The sequence below is a fragment of the Streptomyces sp. NPDC014870 genome (assembly GCF_043081505.1).
GTDB lineage: Bacteria > Actinomycetota > Actinomycetes > Streptomycetales > Streptomycetaceae > Streptomyces.
On record NZ_JBIBWQ010000007.1, the window covers coordinates 1 to 15,864 of the forward strand.

The following is a 15,864-nucleotide window of genomic DNA, read 5'->3' on the forward strand; positions in this document are numbered from 1 at the left end:
AGGAACCTCGACCATCCGAAGATGGACGGGGTATCAACTAATCTGGCGTTGATTTTTGGCACGCTGTTGAGTTCTCAAGGAACGGACGCTTCCTTCGTACTCACCCTCTCGGGCTTTCCTCCGGGCTTTTCCCTTCGGTCTTTCGTGTTTCCAGCTTAGCAGATCCGATTTCCGTTTCTGCCACCCGCTGGAGCGGGCTGCCGTTTTCGGAATTCGCTTTTCGCGCTTTCCCTTGCGGCGGGGTCAAACACTACCAGGCTTTTTCGCTCCCCCTGACCACACCCTGCAGGCATGCAGAGGTGTAGACCACTGGGGTTAGGATCTGGCTCGATAGGTGCTGCCGACCCACGACTCAAAGCCGCGTTGGGGTCAGGCAGGAGTACGACAGTACATCCCACCGTCAGCTGAGGCAAATCGTTTCCGGTAGTCCCTAGGTCCGCCAACTGGTACGTCTCGTGCGGAACCGGGACTTCCTATGACTTAGGCTTCTGAACAGTACGCCGTCCAGGACAGGCAGTGACGGCGCCACACAATCTCCGCCCCTGGGAGGCTTCCCATGACATCCGTGACGTCGCCGCTTGCTGGTCGCGCCATCGGTCTCGCCGCTGTACCCGACCCGGTCTTCTCCGGCGCGATGGTCGGTCCCGGCACCGCCATCGACCCCGTACGTGAGCCGTCGGAGGCCGTGTCTCCGGTCGACGGCGTCATCGTCTCGCTCCACCCGCACGCGTTCGTCGTCGTCGACGGCGAGGGTCACGGTGTGCTGACGCACCTCGGCATCGACACCGTTCAGCTCAACGGCGAGGGCTTCGAGCTGCTCGTCAACAAGGGCGACACCGTGCAGCGCGGTCAGGTCGTCGTGCGCTGGAACCCGGCCGCCGTCGAGGCCGCCGGCAAGTCCCCCATCTGTCCCGTCGTGGCCCTCGAGGCCACGGCCGACTCCCTCTCCGATGTCGTCGAGAGCGGCGACGTGAAGAACGGCGACCAGCTCTTCAGCTGGAGCTGACGCCGGCGTCGTTCCCCGGGACGACCACGGTTCGACATTCATTTGCGGCGGCCGGATGCCGCCGCTCTATCGGAGACGGTGAGATGGAGACAACGCTGCGAGGCGTCGGCGTCAGCCACGGAGTGGCGATCGGCGAGGTCCGGCACATGGGTACGGCGGTGCTCGAGCCGCCGGCCAAGCAGATTCCGGCCGAGGAGGCGGAGCGCGAACAGGGGCGTGCCCGTCAGGCCGTGGAGGCTGTGGCTGCCGACCTGATTGCGCGCGGCAATCTGGCCGGCGGCGAGGCCCAGCATGTGCTGGAGGCCCAGGCGATGATCGCCCAGGACCCCGAGCTCATCGCTGACGTCGACCGCAGGATCGCGGTCGGCAGCACGGCCGAGCGCGGTATCTACGACGCGTTCTCCCACTACCGCGAGCTCCTGGCGGGTGCGGGTGAGTACATGGCCGGGCGCGTGGCCGACCTCGACGACGTGCGGAACCGTATCGTCGCGCGGCTGCTCGGTGTGCCGATGCCGGGTGTGCCGGACAGTGACGAGCCGTACGTGCTCATCGCGCGGGACCTGGCGCCTGCCGACACGGCTCTCCTCGACCCGGCGCTGGTGCTCGGCTTCGTGACCGAGGAGGGCGGGCCGACCAGCCACAGCGCGATCCTCGCGCGGGCGCTGGGTGTGCCCGCCGTGGTGGCGCTGCCGGGCGCGGGTGAGATCGGCGAGGGCACGGTCATCGCTGTGGACGGCTCCACGGGTGAGATCTTCGTGGACCCGAGCGACGAGAAGAAGGCGGCGCTGACGGCGGCCGCCGCCGAGCGCAAGGCCGCGCTGGCCGCGTCCAGTGGCCCGGGTGCGACCTCGGACGGGCACAAGGTGCCGCTGCTCGCCAACGTCGGGGGCCCGGCGGATGTGCCGGCCGCGGTGGAGGCCGGCGCGGAGGGTGTCGGTCTGTTCCGTACGGAGTTCCTCTTCCTGGACGACAGCAAGAAGGCTCCGACCGAGGAGAAGCAGGTCGAGGCGTACCGCAAGGTGCTGGAGGCCTTCCCCGAGGGTCGTGTGGTCGTGCGCGTGCTGGATGCCGGTGCGGACAAGCCGCTCGACTTCCTGACGCCTGCGGACGAGCCGAACCCGGCTCTGGGTGTGCGGGGTCTGCGTTCGCTGCTCGATCACCCGGAGGTGCTGCGGACGCAGCTGACGGCGCTGGCGAAGGCCGTCGAGGGTCTGCCGGTGTACCTGGAAGTCATGGCGCCGATGGTGGCGGACCGTACGGACGCGAAGGCGTTCGCGGACGCGTGCCGTGAGGCGGGGCTGCAGGCCAAGTTCGGTGCGATGGTGGAGATTCCCTCCGCCGCGCTGCGGGCCCGTTCGATCCTGCAGGAGGTGGAGTTCCTGTCGCTGGGCACCAACGACCTGGCGCAGTACACCTTCGCCGCCGACCGTCAGGTCGGTGCGGTGTCGCGGCTGCAGGATCCGTGGCAGCCGGCGCTGCTCGACCTGGTGGCGCTGTCCGCCGAGGCTGCCAAGGCCGAGGGCAAGAGCTGTGGTGTCTGTGGTGAGGCCGCTTCGGATCCGCTGCTGGCCTGTGTGCTGACGGGTCTGGGTGTCACCTCTCTGTCCATGGGTGCCGCGTCGATCCCCTATGTGCGGGCGACGCTGGCGAAGTACACGCTGGCGCAGTGCGAGCGTGCCGCGGCCGCGGCTCGGGCCGCCGACACGGCCGAGGAGGCGCGGGTCGCCGCGCAGGCGGTGCTGTCCGGGGAGTGATCCCCGCCGCGTGAGCGGGTTGTTCTGGAGGGGCTCTTCGTCACTGCGGTGACGGAGAGCCCCTTCGGCGTCCGTGGTGTCAGTGGTGGGTGGGCCAGTCGTCCTCGTCGGGGGCGAGGGGGAAGCCGGCCCGGTGGTCGACGCCGGGTTCGGGGGCGATCGGGTCTCCGGTGCGGGCGTCGGTGCAGTAGGCGCTGAAGACTTCGGCCTCGGTGAGGGGGTGGAGGTTGCCCGCGGTGAGGCGCCAGCCGTGGAGGCGGTCGCGGGTTCCCGGGGTGGTGGTGCGCAGGACGACTCCCCCGGGGCTGTCGAGGGCGATGCCGACGGCAAGCACGGTGGCGAACTCGGCTGCTTCGTCGCGGTCGAGGTAGGCGGGGCCGTGGTCTTCGCGGGTCGCCCGGAGGACGGCGAGGAGGTGTTCGTCGTCGGCGGGGACGCTGCAGACGAGGTGGTGGGTGCCGGGTCCTGCGGCTTCGAGGAGCCTGGTGAGCTGGCGTGAGGCGTGGGCGAAGGCCTCTCGGCCGATGTCCTGTCCGCAGGTGGCGCAGTCGCCGACGCCGGAGAGGAGTGTCGTGGCGAACTCCCAGGTGGCGTGGCGGACGGCGGTGTCGATGAGGGTGGGGACGAGGGTGGTCATGGGTTGGCCGGTGTAGGCGACGAGGGCGCCGGTGGCGGCCAGTTGGGCGGTGTAGCGGCTGCGGCTTGCGGGGCGGTCGGGGTCGAGGCCGGTCTCGTCGCAGTACTCCGCGTACTCCTCGGGGTCGAAGAGGGCGACGGTGGTGTGCCCGCCCTGGGTGGCCAGGGACTTGAGGAGGCCTTCGATCTGCTGGAGGTAGGCGGGGTGGTCGTCGAAGGCGAAGGTGGCGTATCGGCGCATGGCCGTGAAGTCGTCCTCGTCGGCCAGGAGGCCGACGGTGCTGGGGACTTCGCGGCGCAGGGCGCGACGCAGTGATGTGGTGGACGGGGTGGTTCCGGGTCGGGTCATGTCTCCCCCTCGGCGCTGTCGATCAGTGCTCACTCACCGTAACCTTCGGCACTGACAGTGACGGCTTGGTGAGGCGGTCGCGGATCAGGCGGTGCTGTGCCGCGCCTGCGGCGACCAGGCCGAGGCCGAGCAGGGGCCAGGCGAGCGCGCCGGCGGCCATGACGCCGGTGACGAGGAGGGGGCCGGCGAAGCGCTGGGTGGACTGGGCGAGTCCGTGGACTCCGAGGTAGGAGCCCTGTGCATGGGCGGGTGCCAGGGCGACGGAGAGTTCCCAGGAGGCGGTCGCGTGGATGATCTCGGCGAAGGTGAGGGCGATGACGGCGACGACGAGGGCCGTGATGGCCAGGGCCGTGCCGCCCGCGGCCGAGGCGGCGAGGGCGAGGGTGCCGACGAAGAGCAGGGCGGTGAGGGGGACGAGCAGTCGGCGGGCGGCTCTCGTGGTGGTCGCGAAGCGGGCGAGGGGGACCTGGAAGAGGACGACGAGGACGGTGTTGAGGACGAGCAGCAGCGGGGCGAGGCCGATGGGCGCTGTGGTGGCGTGGACGATCCAGAGGGGCACGGCGACCTGGAGGATCGTGTCGTCGAGGAAGAGGACGGCGTCGGTGGCGGTGTAGCCGAGGAAGGTGCGGTCGCGCCACGGGGAGGTCGGCGGGGTGGGCGCCGGGTCGCCCGGGTCGCCGCTCGGGTCGCCCGGTTCGGCGGAGGCGGCGGCGACGCGCGACGGGGCCGGGGGTTCGGCGCAGCGGAGGGTGAGCGCGGCGATGACGAGGTAGGTGACGACGTTGGCGAGGAGCAGCAGTCCGTAGGCGCGGGTGCTGCCGGTGGCGAGCGCGGCGGCGGCGCCGAGGCCGCCGATGGACCAGCCGATGTTGACGGTGGTCCGCTGGATGGCCTGGTAGCGGGCGCGGTCGGGGCCGGCGAGGCGGGCCGCGTAGAGCTTGATGAGGACGCTGCCGGCGCGGTCGGGGAGGGCGCCGAGGGCGGAGTAGAGCGTCAGGAGGAGCAGGTTGTCGGTGGTGAGGAGGAGCAGGAGGGCGGCGCCGCGGAGGAGTTGGGCTCCGACGATGATCTTGACGAGGGGGAAGCGGTCGGCGAGGCGGCCTGCGAGCGGGGCGCCGGCGATGCCGACTCCGCCGGAGACGGTCATGAGGAGGCCGACCTGGCCGAGGCCGAGGCCGGAGACGTAGGTGAAGTAGAGGACGGTGCAACTGGCCCAGAGGCCGGTGCCGGTCTTGTCGATGATGCTGACGACGAGCATCCGGCGGCCGTCGCGACCGCCGGGTATGCGGTTGAGGACGGTGCTGGGCCGTGGAATCGGGCGGCTCACTCGGGTTCCCCCTTGACCAGAGTTTTGTATTGATACATAATTTGGTACGTGGCAACACAATATTCGATCCAGGGGACGACGGCCAAGGGGATTGCCGCGTCCGTCGAGCGCGGCGTGACCGAGGGCGAACTCGCGCCCGGGGACGCTCTGCCCCCGGTGCGGCGGCTCGCCGACGAGTTGGGGATCAGTGCCGGCACGGTCGCGACGGCGTACAAGGAGCTGCGGCGGCGCGGTCTGGTGGTCACGCGCGGCCGGGGCGGCACGGTGGTCGCGGAGGCGCCGTCGGTCGCCTCACGGCGGCCACCGCGGGTGCCACCGGGTCTGGTGGACCTGGCCAGCGGCCTGCCCGACCCGGCCTTCCTCCCCGTCCTGCGGCCACCGGCGGAGGTCCGGCCGGTGTACGGCTCGCACCGCGCCGTGCCTCGCCTCGCCGCTCTGGAGGAGCTCACGCGCGCGTGGTTCGCCCGGGACGACGTGCCGGCGGAGCGGGTGACCTTCGCGCACGGCGCGCTCGACTGCGTCGCGCGGCTGCTCTCCGTGGAGCTGCGGCCGGGGGACGCGGTGGCCGTGGAGGATCCCGGCTTCCACCATCTCCTGGACCTGGTGCCGGCCTTGGGCCTGCGGATGGTGCCGGTCGCGGTGGACGACGTGGGCATGACGCCGGAGGCGCTGCGGACCGCGCTGCGCGCGGGGGTGCGGGCGGTGGTGTGCAGTCCGCGCGCCCAGTGCCCCACGGGGGCGTCGTTCTCGCTCGCGCGGCGGGACGAACTGGCCGCGCTGCTGCGGGAGTTCCCGGAGGTCTTGGTCGTCGAGGACGACTACCACGTGGAGCTCGCCGGTCCGGTGGCGCCCACGCTGGCCGCGGCGGGGCTCGAGCGGTGGGCGCAGGTACGGACGGTCTCGAAGCGGCTGGGCGTCGATCTGCGGTGGGCGGGGGTGGCCGGTGATCCGGTGACGCTCGCCCGGCACGACGGGCGGATGCTCATGACCTCCGGCTGGGTCAGCCACGTGCTGCAGGAGACGGTCGTCGGGCTGTTCTCCGACCCGGCCGTCGCCGGTCTCGTCGCGGCGGGCGAGGCCGCGTACGCGGAGCGGCGCGCGGCTCTGGTCGACGCGCTCGGCGCGTATGGCGTCGGGGGTGGCGGGGGCGGCGCCGCGAGCGGGCTCAACGTGTGGGTGCCCGTGGGCGACGAGTCGGCGGTCGTCAACGGGCTGCGGACGCGTGGATGGTGGGTGGCGGCGGGGGCGCGGTTCCGGATCGCCTCGCCGACGGCCGTGCGGATCACTACGGCGACGCTGGGGGTGGCCGAGGCCGGGCGCCTTGCCTCGGACTTTGCCGATGTGCTGGGTGAGGCGCAGGCGACGTACGGCGGGTAGGGCTCCCCCACCCCTTCCCGAAACTCTGACGAGACCGGGGGGGCTGCCGCCCCGAACCCCCGCGACGCGGCAGCTGCGCGCCGGGGAGTGGTGGGACGGAGGCGGGCCAGGATCCGGTGCCTCCGGCTCCCCACACAAGGCAAGGCCGGGGCCCCACCCCGAGACCCCCGCGACGCGGCAGCTGCGCGCTGCGGGTGGTCGGACCGCCGTGGGGGGTGGTATCCGGCACGGCCCGGCTTCCCTGCACGACGAGACCGGGGTCACCGCCGCGGAGCGCCCGGCTCGGCACCTGGGCGCCGCGGGGTGCCCGGCTCCCCCGCGGGACGAGAACAGGGCCGCCGCCCCGCGGCGCGGCAGCTGCGCGCCGCTTGGTGGGGAGCGCGGTTCCCTTCGCGCCCGCGGTCGCGGCGTGCTGCTCCGCCGCGCCTGCGGGCGTGGGTGTCAGGTGTTGCGTTTGTGGGCCAGGGCCTCGTAGAAGTGCAGCAGTTCCAGGTTGTCGACCGAGCCCGGGTTGACGGCCTTGGAGAGTGGTGTGCCTTGGAGGAGGCGCTTGACGGGGACTTCGATGCGCTTGCCCGTGAGGGTGTGCGGGACGGCCGGGATCTCGATGATCTCGTCGGGGACGTGGCGCGGGGAGAGTTCGGTGCGGATCGTCTGCTTGATGCGGGCGATCAACGCTTCGTCCAGGGTCGCGCCGTCCGCGAGGTGCACGAAGAGCGGCATCCAGTAGCCGCCGTCCGGCTCTTCGAGGCCGATGACGAGGGATTCGCGGATCTCGGGGAGGCGTTCGACGGCCTCGTAGATGTCGGCGCTGCCCATGCGGACGCCCTGGCGGTTCAGGGTGGAGTCGGAGCGGCCGTGGATGACGACGGAGCCGTGGTCGGTGATCGTGATCCAGTCGCCGTGCCGCCAGACTCCCGGGAACATCTCGAAGTAGCTGTCGCGGTAGCGGCTGCCGTCGGGGTCGTTCCAGAAGCGGATCGGCATGGAGGGCATCGGGTTGGTGACGACGAGTTCGCCGACCTCGCCGATCAGCGGCTTGCCGGACGGGTCCCAGGACTGGAGGTCCGTGCCGAGGCCGGCCGCCTGCAGTTCGCCGATGTGGACCGGGAGCGTGGGGACGGCTCCCGCGAAGCAGGAGCAGACGTCCGTGCCGCCGCTGACCGAGGCGATCCAGAGGTTCGCCCGTACCTCGTCGTGCAGCCAGCGGAAGCCGTCCGGCGGGAGCGGGGAGCCCGTGGTCGCGACGCACTTGATCGCGGAGAGGTCGAAGTCCCGGGCCGGGTGGACGTCCGCCTTCGCGCAGGCCATGACGTACGCGGCGGAGGTGCCGTACAGGGTGGCCCCGGTCCGTTCGGCGACGCGCCACTGGGCACCCGTGTCGGGGTAGCCGGGGCTGCCGTCGTAGAGGACGACCGTGGAGCCCGTCAGGAGGCCCGAGACCAGGAAGTTCCACATCATCCAGCCGGTGGACGTGTACCAGAAGAACACGTCCTCGGGGCCGAGGTCGCAGTGGAGGCCGAGCTGCTTGAGGTGCTCGACCAGGATGCCGCCCTGGGACTGCACGATGGCCTTGGGCAGGCCCGTCGTGCCCGAGGAGTACAGGACCCAGAGGGGGTGGTCGAAGGGGACCTGGTCGAACGTCGGTTCCGTGTCGGCCGCCGTGAGGGCCGACCAGGCCAGGGCTCCCTCGGGGGGCTCCGTGCCCAGGAGCGGGATGTGGACCACGGCGCGGAGGGTGGGGAGTTCGGCGCGGAGTTCGGCGACCGTCTCGCGGCGGTCGTGCTCCTTGCCGCCGTACCGGTAGCCGTCCACGGTGAACAGGACGACCGGCTCGACCTGCTGGAAGCGGTCGAGGACGCTGCGGGCCCCGAAGTCGGGCGCGCAGGAGGTCCATACGGCGCCGACGGCCGCGGTGGCGAGCAGGGCGACCACGGCCTCGGGGATGTTGGGCAGGTAGCCGCTCACCCGGTCGCCCGGGCGCACACCGAGGGCGCGGAGTTCGGCGGAGAGGGCGCCGACCTGGCGGCGCAGCTCGGCCCAGGTGATCGGGCGGGGCTCATGTGTCTCGTCCACATGGAGCAGGGCCGTGTCGTGGGGGCGCTCGCCGGCGGCGCGCAGCGCGTGCTCGGCGTAGTTGAGAGTGGCTCCCGGGAACCACTGGGCGCCCGGCATGGAACGGTCGCCGAGGACGCGCTCGTACGGGGTCGAGAAGCGGACGTCGAACCACTCGGCGACGGCCCGCCAGAACGCCTCCAGGTCCTCGACCGACCAGCGGTGGAGGGCCGGGTAGCCGCCCTCGGCCGGGGCTCCGTGGTGTTCGGCGGCCCAGGCCTGGAAGCGGGTGACCGCGGCGGCGGCGATGTGTGCCTCGTCCGGCTGCCAGAGCGGTTCGGTGTGCGCTGATGTCATGTGGGGTGGCTCCCTGGGCGTACGCGGGGTCTGCGTGTGTCCCGCGCACGTGCTGGGGTGTGCGCGTGACGCGGCTGACAGGGACGATGCCATGGGAGCGGCGTTCGCACCAGGGTTCCCCGCCCATGGTCGGGCTGCTGAATATGTGCTCTCACCACGGGTGAACGGCAGTTGAACGCAACCCGCCGGGGCTGTGCCGACTGGCAGGCTGAGCAGCATGGACGGTCGTGAGCTGGTGCGTTCGGTGAGGGTGTTCGGTTCGGTGCAGGGATTGCGGGCGGTTCGTTCGGCGTGGCGGCAGCGCAGGACGGACGCGTGGGGGTTGCCGCCGAGGGGTGCGGAGCGGGCCCGGGTGCCGGGTCCTGTGGGCGAGGTGGAGCCGCTGCCGGGCGGCGGAATCGTCAGGTTCGCCCGCTCCGAGCTGCGGATCAGCGTGTCGGCGGGGGGCACGGTGTTCTGGGGCTGGGACGGGGCCGGGCAGCTGCCGTCGTACGCGCTGGCCGGTGAGGCGCCGGAGGCGGACCCCCGGGCCCGGCTCGAGCCGGACACGGACGGCGGCTGGCGGGTGGTCTCCGAACGGGTGACGGTCGCGGTGTCGCGGCACGGCGCGGTGGAGATCCGTACACCCGGTGGGGTGGTCCTGCGGCGGGATCTGCCGCCGCGCTGGTGGGAGCCGGTTGCGGGCGGCCCCGCGCGGTGGGTGCAGCGCAGTGAGGTGCCCGCGGACGCGCGGTTCTTCGGGCTCGGCGGGCGGGCCTCGGGGCCGCGCCTGCGCGACGGTACGTACCGGCTGTGGAACACCGACCCCAAGGGGCGCTTCTCCCCTGGCGACGATCCGCTGTACATCACGATGCCGGTGCAGTTCGTCGTCGCCGACGCGGGGACCCATCTGGCGTTCCACGACAGCACCTGGGACGGGCGGGTCACCCTCACCGAAGGTGAGGAGGGGGCCGGTTCTGGGCACGACCGGCCGGGGACCAGCGAGGTCCGGATGAGCGGGGGGCCGCTGCGCTGCTGGGTGGTGGTCGGTACCCCCGCGCGCGTGCTGCACGGATGGGCGGCCCTGACGGGTGCGCCGGCGCTGCCGCCGTCCTGGGCGCTGGGTGCGCAGCACGCCCGGTGGGGGTTCGGCAGCGAGCGGGAGGTGCGGCGCGTGGTGGACGGCTACCGCGAGCGGGGTCTCCCTCTGTCCGTGCTGCACCTGGACATCGACCACTACGACGCGCACCAGGTGTTCACGGTGGACCGCGAGCGGTTCCCCGATCTTCCCGGGCTCGCGAGCGAGCTGCGGGAGCGGGGCGTACGGCTGGTGTCGATCGTCGACCCGGCGGTGAAGGCGGAGCCGGGGAACGCCGTCTACGACTCCGGGAAGGCGGCCGGTGCCTTCGTCCGGGACGCGCGCGGCGAGGAGGTCCACGGGGTGGTGTGGCCGGGCGAGTGCGCGTATCCGGACTTCACGGACGCGGCGGTACGGGAGTGGTGGGGCGGCCTGTACGAGGAGCGGCTCGGGCAGGGCTTCTCCGGTGTCTGGCACGACATGAACGAGCCGGTCTCCTTCGCCCCGTTCGGCGACCAGACGCTGCCGCGGTCGGCCCGGCACGCCCTGGAGGGGCGCGGCGGGGACCATCGCGAGGGCCACAACGTCTACGGGCTGACGATGGCGCGGGCCGGCTACGAGGGGCTGCGCCGGCTGCGGCCGGACGAACGGCCGTTCCTCTTCTCCCGCTCGGGGTGGGCGGGCATGCAGCGCTACGGAGGGACCTGGTCGGGCGATGTGGCGACCGGCTGGCCGGGGCTCCGGGCGTCCCTGTCGCTGGTCCTGGGCCTCGGGCTGTGCGGGGTGCCGTACTCGGGGCCTGACGTCGGCGGCTTCGACGGGAGTCCCTCGCCCGAGCTGTTCCTGCGCTGGTACCAGCTCGGGGCGTGGATGCCGCTGTTCCGCACGCACGCGGCGATCGACGCCGGGCGCCGCGAGCCGTGGGAGTTCGGCCCCGAGGTGCTGGAGCACGCGCGCGTGGCGCTGGCCGAGCGGGAGCGTCTGCTGCCGTACTTCGTGACGCTCTCCCAGCTCGCCCGGCTGACCGGGGCTCCGTACATCCGGCCCGTGTGGTGGGGGGCGCCCGAGGACCGGGCGCTGCGGGACTGCGACGACGCGTTCCTGGTGGGCGACGCGTTGCTGGTGGCCCCGGTGCTGGCCCGGGGCGCCGACCGGCGGGCGGTGCGGCTGCCGCGCGGTCGCTGGTACGACACCGCGACGGGACAGGCGTACGACGGACCGGGGCAGGTCCTGCTGGACGCGCCCTGGTCCCGGATCCCGGTGCTCGCGCGGGCCGGGGCGGTCATCCCGGTCCGGGATGCGGACGGGGGGCTCGAGCTGGAGGTGTGGGCCCCGGCCGCCGGGCGGACCGGCGGGGGGCTCGTCGTACGGGACACCGGTGACGGGTGGAAGTCCGGTGTGATCGAGCGGTACGCGTCGCGCCTTGTGGACGGGCGGGTGGTGGTGGAGCGGGTGACCGACGAGGGGTCGGCCGAGGTGGAGCTGCCGGTGCGGGTGCGAGGGGTGGAGGGGTAGAGGGAGTGTCGGGCGGCGGCGGATCAGGGTCGGTCCCGGCGTGATCCGCCGGACAGGTGCCAGGGGCCGCGGTCAGGCGTACGCACCGGACCGGGAGCCGCGGTCAGGCGTACGCACCGGACCGGGAGCCGCGGTCAGGCGTACGCGCCGGCGAACCAGCGGCGGGCCGCCTCCGTGTGCAGGGGGAAGGCCAGTTCCGTCGGCGCGCGGAGGATGTGGCGGCCGCTGGTCTCGTCCGTCGGGGCGGAGGGCGGCAGTTCGTCCGCCGTGCGGGTGGGGAGGAGGCCGAAGAGGAGCAGGTGGCCGCCCGGGGAGCTGAGCGCGTCGGCGAGGCGCACGTCGTCCGCGGACGCCTCGATCCAGGTCTCCTCCCGCAGTTCGCGGACCACGGCGTCCCGCCAGTCCTCGGAGTGGTCGATGAAGCCGCCGGGGAGGGCGACGCCGCCCAGCGCCGGTTCGATGGTGCGGGTGATGACGACGAGTCCGGTGCCGTGGTCGTCCGTGACGGGGAGCAGGGCGACGGCGACGGGAAGCGGGTTGCGGTAGGCGACCGCGCCGCAGGCGGCGCAGGTGCGGGGCCAGTCGGCCGGTTCGGCGTAGCGGGTGCCGCAGCTGGAGCAGTGGGTGTCCTTCACGTCAGGACCGTACGCGATCACTCTTTCCCGTGCCCCGGGAACCTGATAGACGGTGCGCATGACGAGACGTGCTTCCGTTTTACGTACCCTCGGTGTGCTCGCGGCCGCGGCGATGCTGGCCGCGACCGCCGCCGTGCCGTCGGCGCAGGCCAGGCCGGAGCCGCGGGCTCCGAAGGAGTTCGTGGCCCTGAGTTCGGTGGACCGGACGATCCTTCAGGAGATGCGCTACACCACGGTGCACAACTTCGTGGGTGAGCGCGTGGACGGCTACCGGCAGCCGCTCTGCATCCTGACCCGTCCGGCGGCCGACGCGCTGCACCGGGCCCAGGTGAGACTGCGCGCGTGGGGCTACACGCTGAAGGTCTACGACTGCTATCGCCCGCAGCGGGCCGTCGACCACTTCGTGCGCTGGGCGAAGGACCTGGACGACGAGCGGATGAAGAAGGAGTTCTATCCACTCGTCGACAAGTCGAGGTTGTTCGAGGACGGTTACATCGCGGAGAAGTCCGGGCACAGCCGGGGCTCGACGGTCGATGTGACGATCGTGCGGCTGCCGGCCCTGCCCACGCGTCCGTACGTACCCGGCGAGCCGTTGGCGGAGTGCTTCCAGCCGCAGGCCGAGCGTTTTCCGGACAACTCCGTGGACATGGGCACGGGCTTCGACTGCTTCGACACCCTCTCGCACACCGACGATCCCCGGATCCAGGGGGCCCAGCGGGCGAACCGGCAGCTGCTGAAGGAGACGCTGGCCGCGGAGGGCTTCGTGAACCTGCCCGAGGAGTGGTGGCACTTCACCTTCAAGCCGGAGCCGTTCCCGAGCACGTTCTTCGACTTCCCGGTGGCCCGCAGGTCGGTCGCGGGGCACTGATCGCGAAGGAGGGAACGGGCGGCCGGAACCACCCCCGTGGGTCCCGGCCGCCCGTTCCGTACGTAGGGACGCGATAAAGGTCCGTACGGTTCTCAGCGCGCGGCATCCATGACAGACTTCCTGACGCTTCGTCAGATCAGGGTGATCTCGGGTCGGGGAGGGCCGTCGTGACACGGACGCGCAGGCCGGTGGTGGCCGGATGGTTCACGGACGACGGCGGTGGCGCCGGGCCGGGCGGGGCGGCGGAGTTCCGGCTCCTCGGCACCCGCTGCACGGCCTGCGCCTCGGTCTTCTTCCCCCGCGAGGACGGCTGGTGCCGCAACCCCGGCTGCCCGGGCGGCGGAACGCTCGTCGAGACGCCGCTCTCGCGGCGGGGCCGGGTGTGGTCGTACACCGACGGCCGCTACCGCCCGCCCGCGCCCTACGTCTCCGACCCGGACGCGCCCTGGGAGCCGTACACCCTCGTCGCCGTCGAGCTGGCGGCCGAGGCGATGGTGGTGCTGGGACAGGCGGCGCCCGGAGTGCGGACCGCGGACCTGGCCGTCGGCATGGAGGTGGAGGTGGTGCCGGGCGTCCTCGACGGGGACGACCAGCACATCTGGACCACGTGGAACTGGCGACCCGTCCACGCGCGCGTGGAGCCCTCACAGACGACCGAGCCGAAGGAACGGTCATGAACGACATCGCCGTCCTCGGCGCCGGGATGCATCCGTGGGGCAAATGGGGCCGGAGCTTCGTCGAGTACGGTACGGCGGCGGCGCGGGCGGCCCTCGCGGACGCCGGCATCGGCTGGCGGGACATCGGCTCGGTGGTCGGCGCGGACACCGTGCGGTGCGGCTACCCGGGCTACGTCGCGGGCGCCACGTTCGCCCAGGCCCTCGGCTGGCAGGGAGCGCGGGTCACCAGCGTGTACGCGGCCTGTGCCTCGGGCGCGCAGGCCGTCGGCACGGCCCGGGCCCAGATCCTGGCCGGCCTGGCGGACGTGGTCCTGGTCGTCGGCGCGGACTCCGCGCCCAAAGGGTTCTTCGCCCCGGCGGGCGGGGAGCGGCCCGACGACCCCGACTGGCTCCGCTTCCGTGTGCTCGGGGCGACCAACCCCGCGTACTTCGCGCTCTACGCCCGCCGCCGGATGGCGTTGTACGGCGACACGGTGGACGACTTCGCCCAGGTGAAGGTCAAGAACGCGGCGGCAGGGGCGCTCAACCCGCTGGCGCGCTACCGCAAGACGGTCACCGCCGAGGAGGTCGCCGCCTCGGCCGTCGTCGCCGATCCGCTGCGGCTGCTCGACATCTGCGCCACGTCCGACGGGGGCGCCGCGCTCGTGCTCTCCAGCATGGAGTTCGCCCGCAGCCACGGACACCCGGACCCGGTCCGGATCCGGGCCGTCTCCACCGTGACGCCTACGTACCCGAAGGCCGTCCTGGACCTGCCGGACATCGCCACCGACTCGGCCGTCGCCGCATCCCCCGCGCCGCACACCTTCCGCGCGTCGATCGCGCGGGCGGCGTACGAGGAGGCGGGGCTCGGGCCCGAGGACCTGTCGCTCGCGGAGGTCTACGACCTGTCGACCGCGCTGGAACTGGAGTGGTACGAGGACATCGGCCTGTGCGGCGCCGGTGAGGGCGCGAAGCTGGTACGGGACGGGGTCACGGCCCTCGGCGGCCGTGTCCCGGTCAACACCAGCGGCGGACTGGGGTCGTTCGGCGAGGCCGTGCCCGCCCAGGCCATCGCCCAGGTCTGTGAGCTCACCTGGCAGCTGCGGGGCACGGCCGGCGACCGGCAGGTGCCGGGCGCCCGGGTCGGCATCACCGCGAACCAGGGGCTGTTCGGGCACGGTTCGGCGGTCGTCGTGGTGCGGTGAGCCGACCCGTCAGGTGGACACCGGCGCGCCCTGGTCCGCCAGGACGAGGGCGTGTTCGACGACCGCGACGAGCACGTTCTTCACCGACTCGCGGTCGCGGGCGTCGCACATCAGCAGCTCGACCTCCGGGTCGAGATCGAGCGCGCCCCGGACGGTCTCGGTGGGGAAGCGCCGGGCGCCCTCGAAGCAGTTGACCGCGACCGTGAACGGGATGCCACGCCGTTCGAAGTAGTCGATCGCCGCGAAGCTGTCCTCCAGGCGCCGGGTGTCCGCCAGGACGACCGCGCCGAGCGCGCCCTGCGCGAGCTCGTCCCAGAGGAACCAGAACCGGTCCTGCCCGGGCGTGCCGAACAGGTAGAGGACCAGGTCCTCGCGGAGCGTGATCCGGCCGAAGTCCATGGCGACCGTGGTGGTCGACTTGTTCTCCACTCCGTGCAGATCGTCGACGGGCCGACCGGCCTCGCTGAGGATCTCCTCGGTGCGCAGGGGCCGGATCTCGCTGACGGCGCCGACCAGCGTCGTCTTGCCCACCCCGAAGCCGCCCGCGACCAGGATCTTCAGGGTCACCGGTTCGACGAGCGGCTTGGTGCGGCTAGAGCGCCCGAAGGCCATTGATCACCTCGCGGAGAATGCTCACGTCCGGCAGCTCGGCCGGCGGAACGGGGCGGGTCACATGGACGAGTTCGTCGTCGACGAGATCGCCGACGAGGACCCGGACGACTCCGACGGGGAGGTCGAGTCCGGCGGCGAGTTCGGCGATCGACTGCGGTGTGTCCGAGCAGCGTTCGACGATCTCCACGTGTTCGGGGGACAGGGTCTGGTCCCGGCCGGGGTCGTCGGCGGCGGGTTCGGGCACCACCACGGCGATCAGGTCGAGACGGTGGCGGGTGGCGGTGCTGGTTCGGCCGCGGGTCATCGCGTACGGACGGACCACGGGCCCGGCGTCGTCGTCGAACCAGTGGTGGGCGGGCTGCGGACCCTGGTCCCACGAGTCCGGGGCGCGTTCGCCCTCGGTCGTGGGCCAGGCCGTGCCCTCCGTCGAGCCGTCAGTCATGGTGTCCCCCCAC

General features: G+C 72.4%; 13 protein-coding genes. 7 read left to right on the top strand and 6 right to left on the bottom strand.

Annotated elements, in window-relative coordinates; translation table 11 throughout:
- Window positions 1–556: 556 nt before the first annotated feature.
- Window positions 557–1,006: a PTS glucose transporter subunit IIA gene (locus ACF09C_RS20380; RefSeq protein WP_392093022.1), complete on the top strand. Its 450-nt coding sequence runs from the start codon at window positions 557–559 to the stop codon at window positions 1,004–1,006.
- 83 nt (window positions 1,007–1,089) lie between these two features.
- Window positions 1,090–2,760, top strand: coding sequence for a phosphoenolpyruvate--protein phosphotransferase (gene ptsP, locus ACF09C_RS20385; RefSeq protein ID WP_392093023.1), 1,671 nt, complete (start codon window positions 1,090–1,092; stop codon window positions 2,758–2,760).
- Between the two features lie 79 nt (window positions 2,761–2,839).
- On the opposite strand, the gene ACF09C_RS20390 is transcribed toward ptsP, so the two are convergent.
- A complete protein-coding gene (locus tag ACF09C_RS20390; protein WP_392093025.1) occupies window positions 2,840–3,745 on the bottom strand; it encodes a hypothetical protein in 906 nt (301 codons plus the stop codon).
- Between the two features lie 22 nt (window positions 3,746–3,767).
- Window positions 3,768–5,072 carry an MFS transporter gene (locus ACF09C_RS20395; RefSeq protein ID WP_392093026.1) on the bottom strand — a complete coding sequence of 435 codons (1,305 nt, stop codon included), beginning with the start codon at window positions 5,070–5,072 and terminating at the stop codon, window positions 3,768–3,770.
- Window positions 5,073–5,120: 48 nt separating this feature from the next.
- Here ACF09C_RS20395 and ACF09C_RS20400 point away from each other — a divergent pair, with 48 nt between their 5' ends.
- The gene (locus ACF09C_RS20400; RefSeq protein ID WP_392093028.1) at window positions 5,121–6,449 is read left to right on the top strand and encodes an aminotransferase class I/II-fold pyridoxal phosphate-dependent enzyme; all 1,329 of its coding nucleotides are present in this window, start codon (window positions 5,121–5,123) and stop codon (window positions 6,447–6,449) included.
- A gap of 441 nt (window positions 6,450–6,890) precedes the next feature.
- On the opposite strand, the gene ACF09C_RS20405 is transcribed toward ACF09C_RS20400, so the two are convergent.
- Window positions 6,891–8,861 (bottom strand): acetoacetate--CoA ligase, encoded by a 1,971-nt coding sequence (locus ACF09C_RS20405; RefSeq protein WP_392093030.1) that lies wholly within the window; start codon window positions 8,859–8,861, stop codon window positions 6,891–6,893.
- A 217-nt stretch (window positions 8,862–9,078) separates the two neighbouring features.
- On the opposite strand from ACF09C_RS20405, the gene ACF09C_RS20410 reads away from it, so the two are divergent.
- Window positions 9,079–11,433 (top strand): glycoside hydrolase family 31 protein, encoded by a 2,355-nt coding sequence (locus ACF09C_RS20410; protein ID WP_392093032.1) that lies wholly within the window; start codon window positions 9,079–9,081, stop codon window positions 11,431–11,433.
- Between the two features lie 134 nt (window positions 11,434–11,567).
- Here ACF09C_RS20410 and ACF09C_RS20415 read toward each other — a convergent pair whose 3' ends face one another.
- Window positions 11,568–12,128 carry an NUDIX domain-containing protein gene (locus ACF09C_RS20415; protein WP_392093033.1) on the bottom strand — a complete coding sequence of 187 codons (561 nt, stop codon included), beginning with the start codon at window positions 12,126–12,128 and terminating at the stop codon, window positions 11,568–11,570.
- Between ACF09C_RS20415 and ACF09C_RS20420 the strand changes: the two genes are divergently transcribed.
- From ACF09C_RS20420 to ACF09C_RS20430, 3 genes are all read left to right on the top strand, one after another.
- Window positions 12,127–12,936, top strand: coding sequence for a M15 family metallopeptidase (locus ACF09C_RS20420; RefSeq protein ID WP_392093035.1), 810 nt, complete (start codon window positions 12,127–12,129; stop codon window positions 12,934–12,936). The genes ACF09C_RS20415 and ACF09C_RS20420 overlap by 2 nt on opposite strands.
- A 167-nt stretch (window positions 12,937–13,103) precedes the next feature.
- The gene (locus ACF09C_RS20425; protein WP_392093037.1) at window positions 13,104–13,613 is read left to right on the top strand and encodes a Zn-ribbon domain-containing OB-fold protein; all 510 of its coding nucleotides are present in this window, start codon (window positions 13,104–13,106) and stop codon (window positions 13,611–13,613) included.
- Window positions 13,610–14,797: a lipid-transfer protein gene (locus tag ACF09C_RS20430; protein WP_392093038.1), complete on the top strand. Its 1,188-nt coding sequence runs from the start codon at window positions 13,610–13,612 to the stop codon at window positions 14,795–14,797. Before ACF09C_RS20425 ends, ACF09C_RS20430 begins: the two co-directional genes overlap by 4 nt.
- Before the next feature lie 9 nt (window positions 14,798–14,806).
- On the opposite strand, the gene ACF09C_RS20435 is transcribed toward ACF09C_RS20430, so the two are convergent.
- Together ACF09C_RS20435 and ACF09C_RS20440 are read right to left on the bottom strand one after the other, a co-directional pair.
- Window positions 14,807–15,409, bottom strand: coding sequence for an ATP/GTP-binding protein (locus ACF09C_RS20435; RefSeq protein ID WP_392093040.1), 603 nt, complete (start codon window positions 15,407–15,409; stop codon window positions 14,807–14,809).
- The gene (locus tag ACF09C_RS20440; protein WP_392093042.1) at window positions 15,390–15,851 is read right to left on the bottom strand and encodes a DUF742 domain-containing protein; all 462 of its coding nucleotides are present in this window, start codon (window positions 15,849–15,851) and stop codon (window positions 15,390–15,392) included. The genes ACF09C_RS20435 and ACF09C_RS20440 overlap by 20 nt, the downstream gene beginning before the upstream one ends.
- Window positions 15,852–15,864 lie beyond the last annotated feature (13 nt).

Excerpts from the sequence above, each read along its gene's own strand:
- ptsP (WP_392093023.1), top strand. The coding sequence starts at position 1,090 with ATGGAGACAACGCTGCGAGGCGTCGGCGTCAGCCACGGAGTGGCGATC.
- ACF09C_RS20430 (WP_392093038.1), top strand. The coding sequence starts at position 13,610 with ATGAACGACATCGCCGTCCTCGGCGCCGGGATGCATCCGTGGGGCAAA.
- ACF09C_RS20380 (WP_392093022.1), top strand. The coding sequence starts at position 557 with ATGACATCCGTGACGTCGCCGCTTGCTGGTCGCGCCATCGGTCTCGCC.
- ACF09C_RS20410 (WP_392093032.1), top strand. The coding sequence starts at position 9,079 with ATGGACGGTCGTGAGCTGGTGCGTTCGGTGAGGGTGTTCGGTTCGGTG.
- ACF09C_RS20440 (WP_392093042.1), bottom strand. The coding sequence starts at position 15,851 with ATGACTGACGGCTCGACGGAGGGCACGGCCTGGCCCACGACCGAGGGC.
- ACF09C_RS20435 (WP_392093040.1), bottom strand. The coding sequence starts at position 15,409 with ATGGCCTTCGGGCGCTCTAGCCGCACCAAGCCGCTCGTCGAACCGGTG.
- ACF09C_RS20415 (WP_392093033.1), bottom strand. The coding sequence starts at position 12,128 with ATGCGCACCGTCTATCAGGTTCCCGGGGCACGGGAAAGAGTGATCGCG.
- ACF09C_RS20420 (WP_392093035.1), top strand. The coding sequence starts at position 12,127 with ATGACGAGACGTGCTTCCGTTTTACGTACCCTCGGTGTGCTCGCGGCC.
- ACF09C_RS20390 (WP_392093025.1), bottom strand. The coding sequence starts at position 3,745 with ATGACCCGACCCGGAACCACCCCGTCCACCACATCACTGCGTCGCGCC.
- ACF09C_RS20405 (WP_392093030.1), bottom strand. The coding sequence starts at position 8,861 with ATGACATCAGCGCACACCGAACCGCTCTGGCAGCCGGACGAGGCACAC.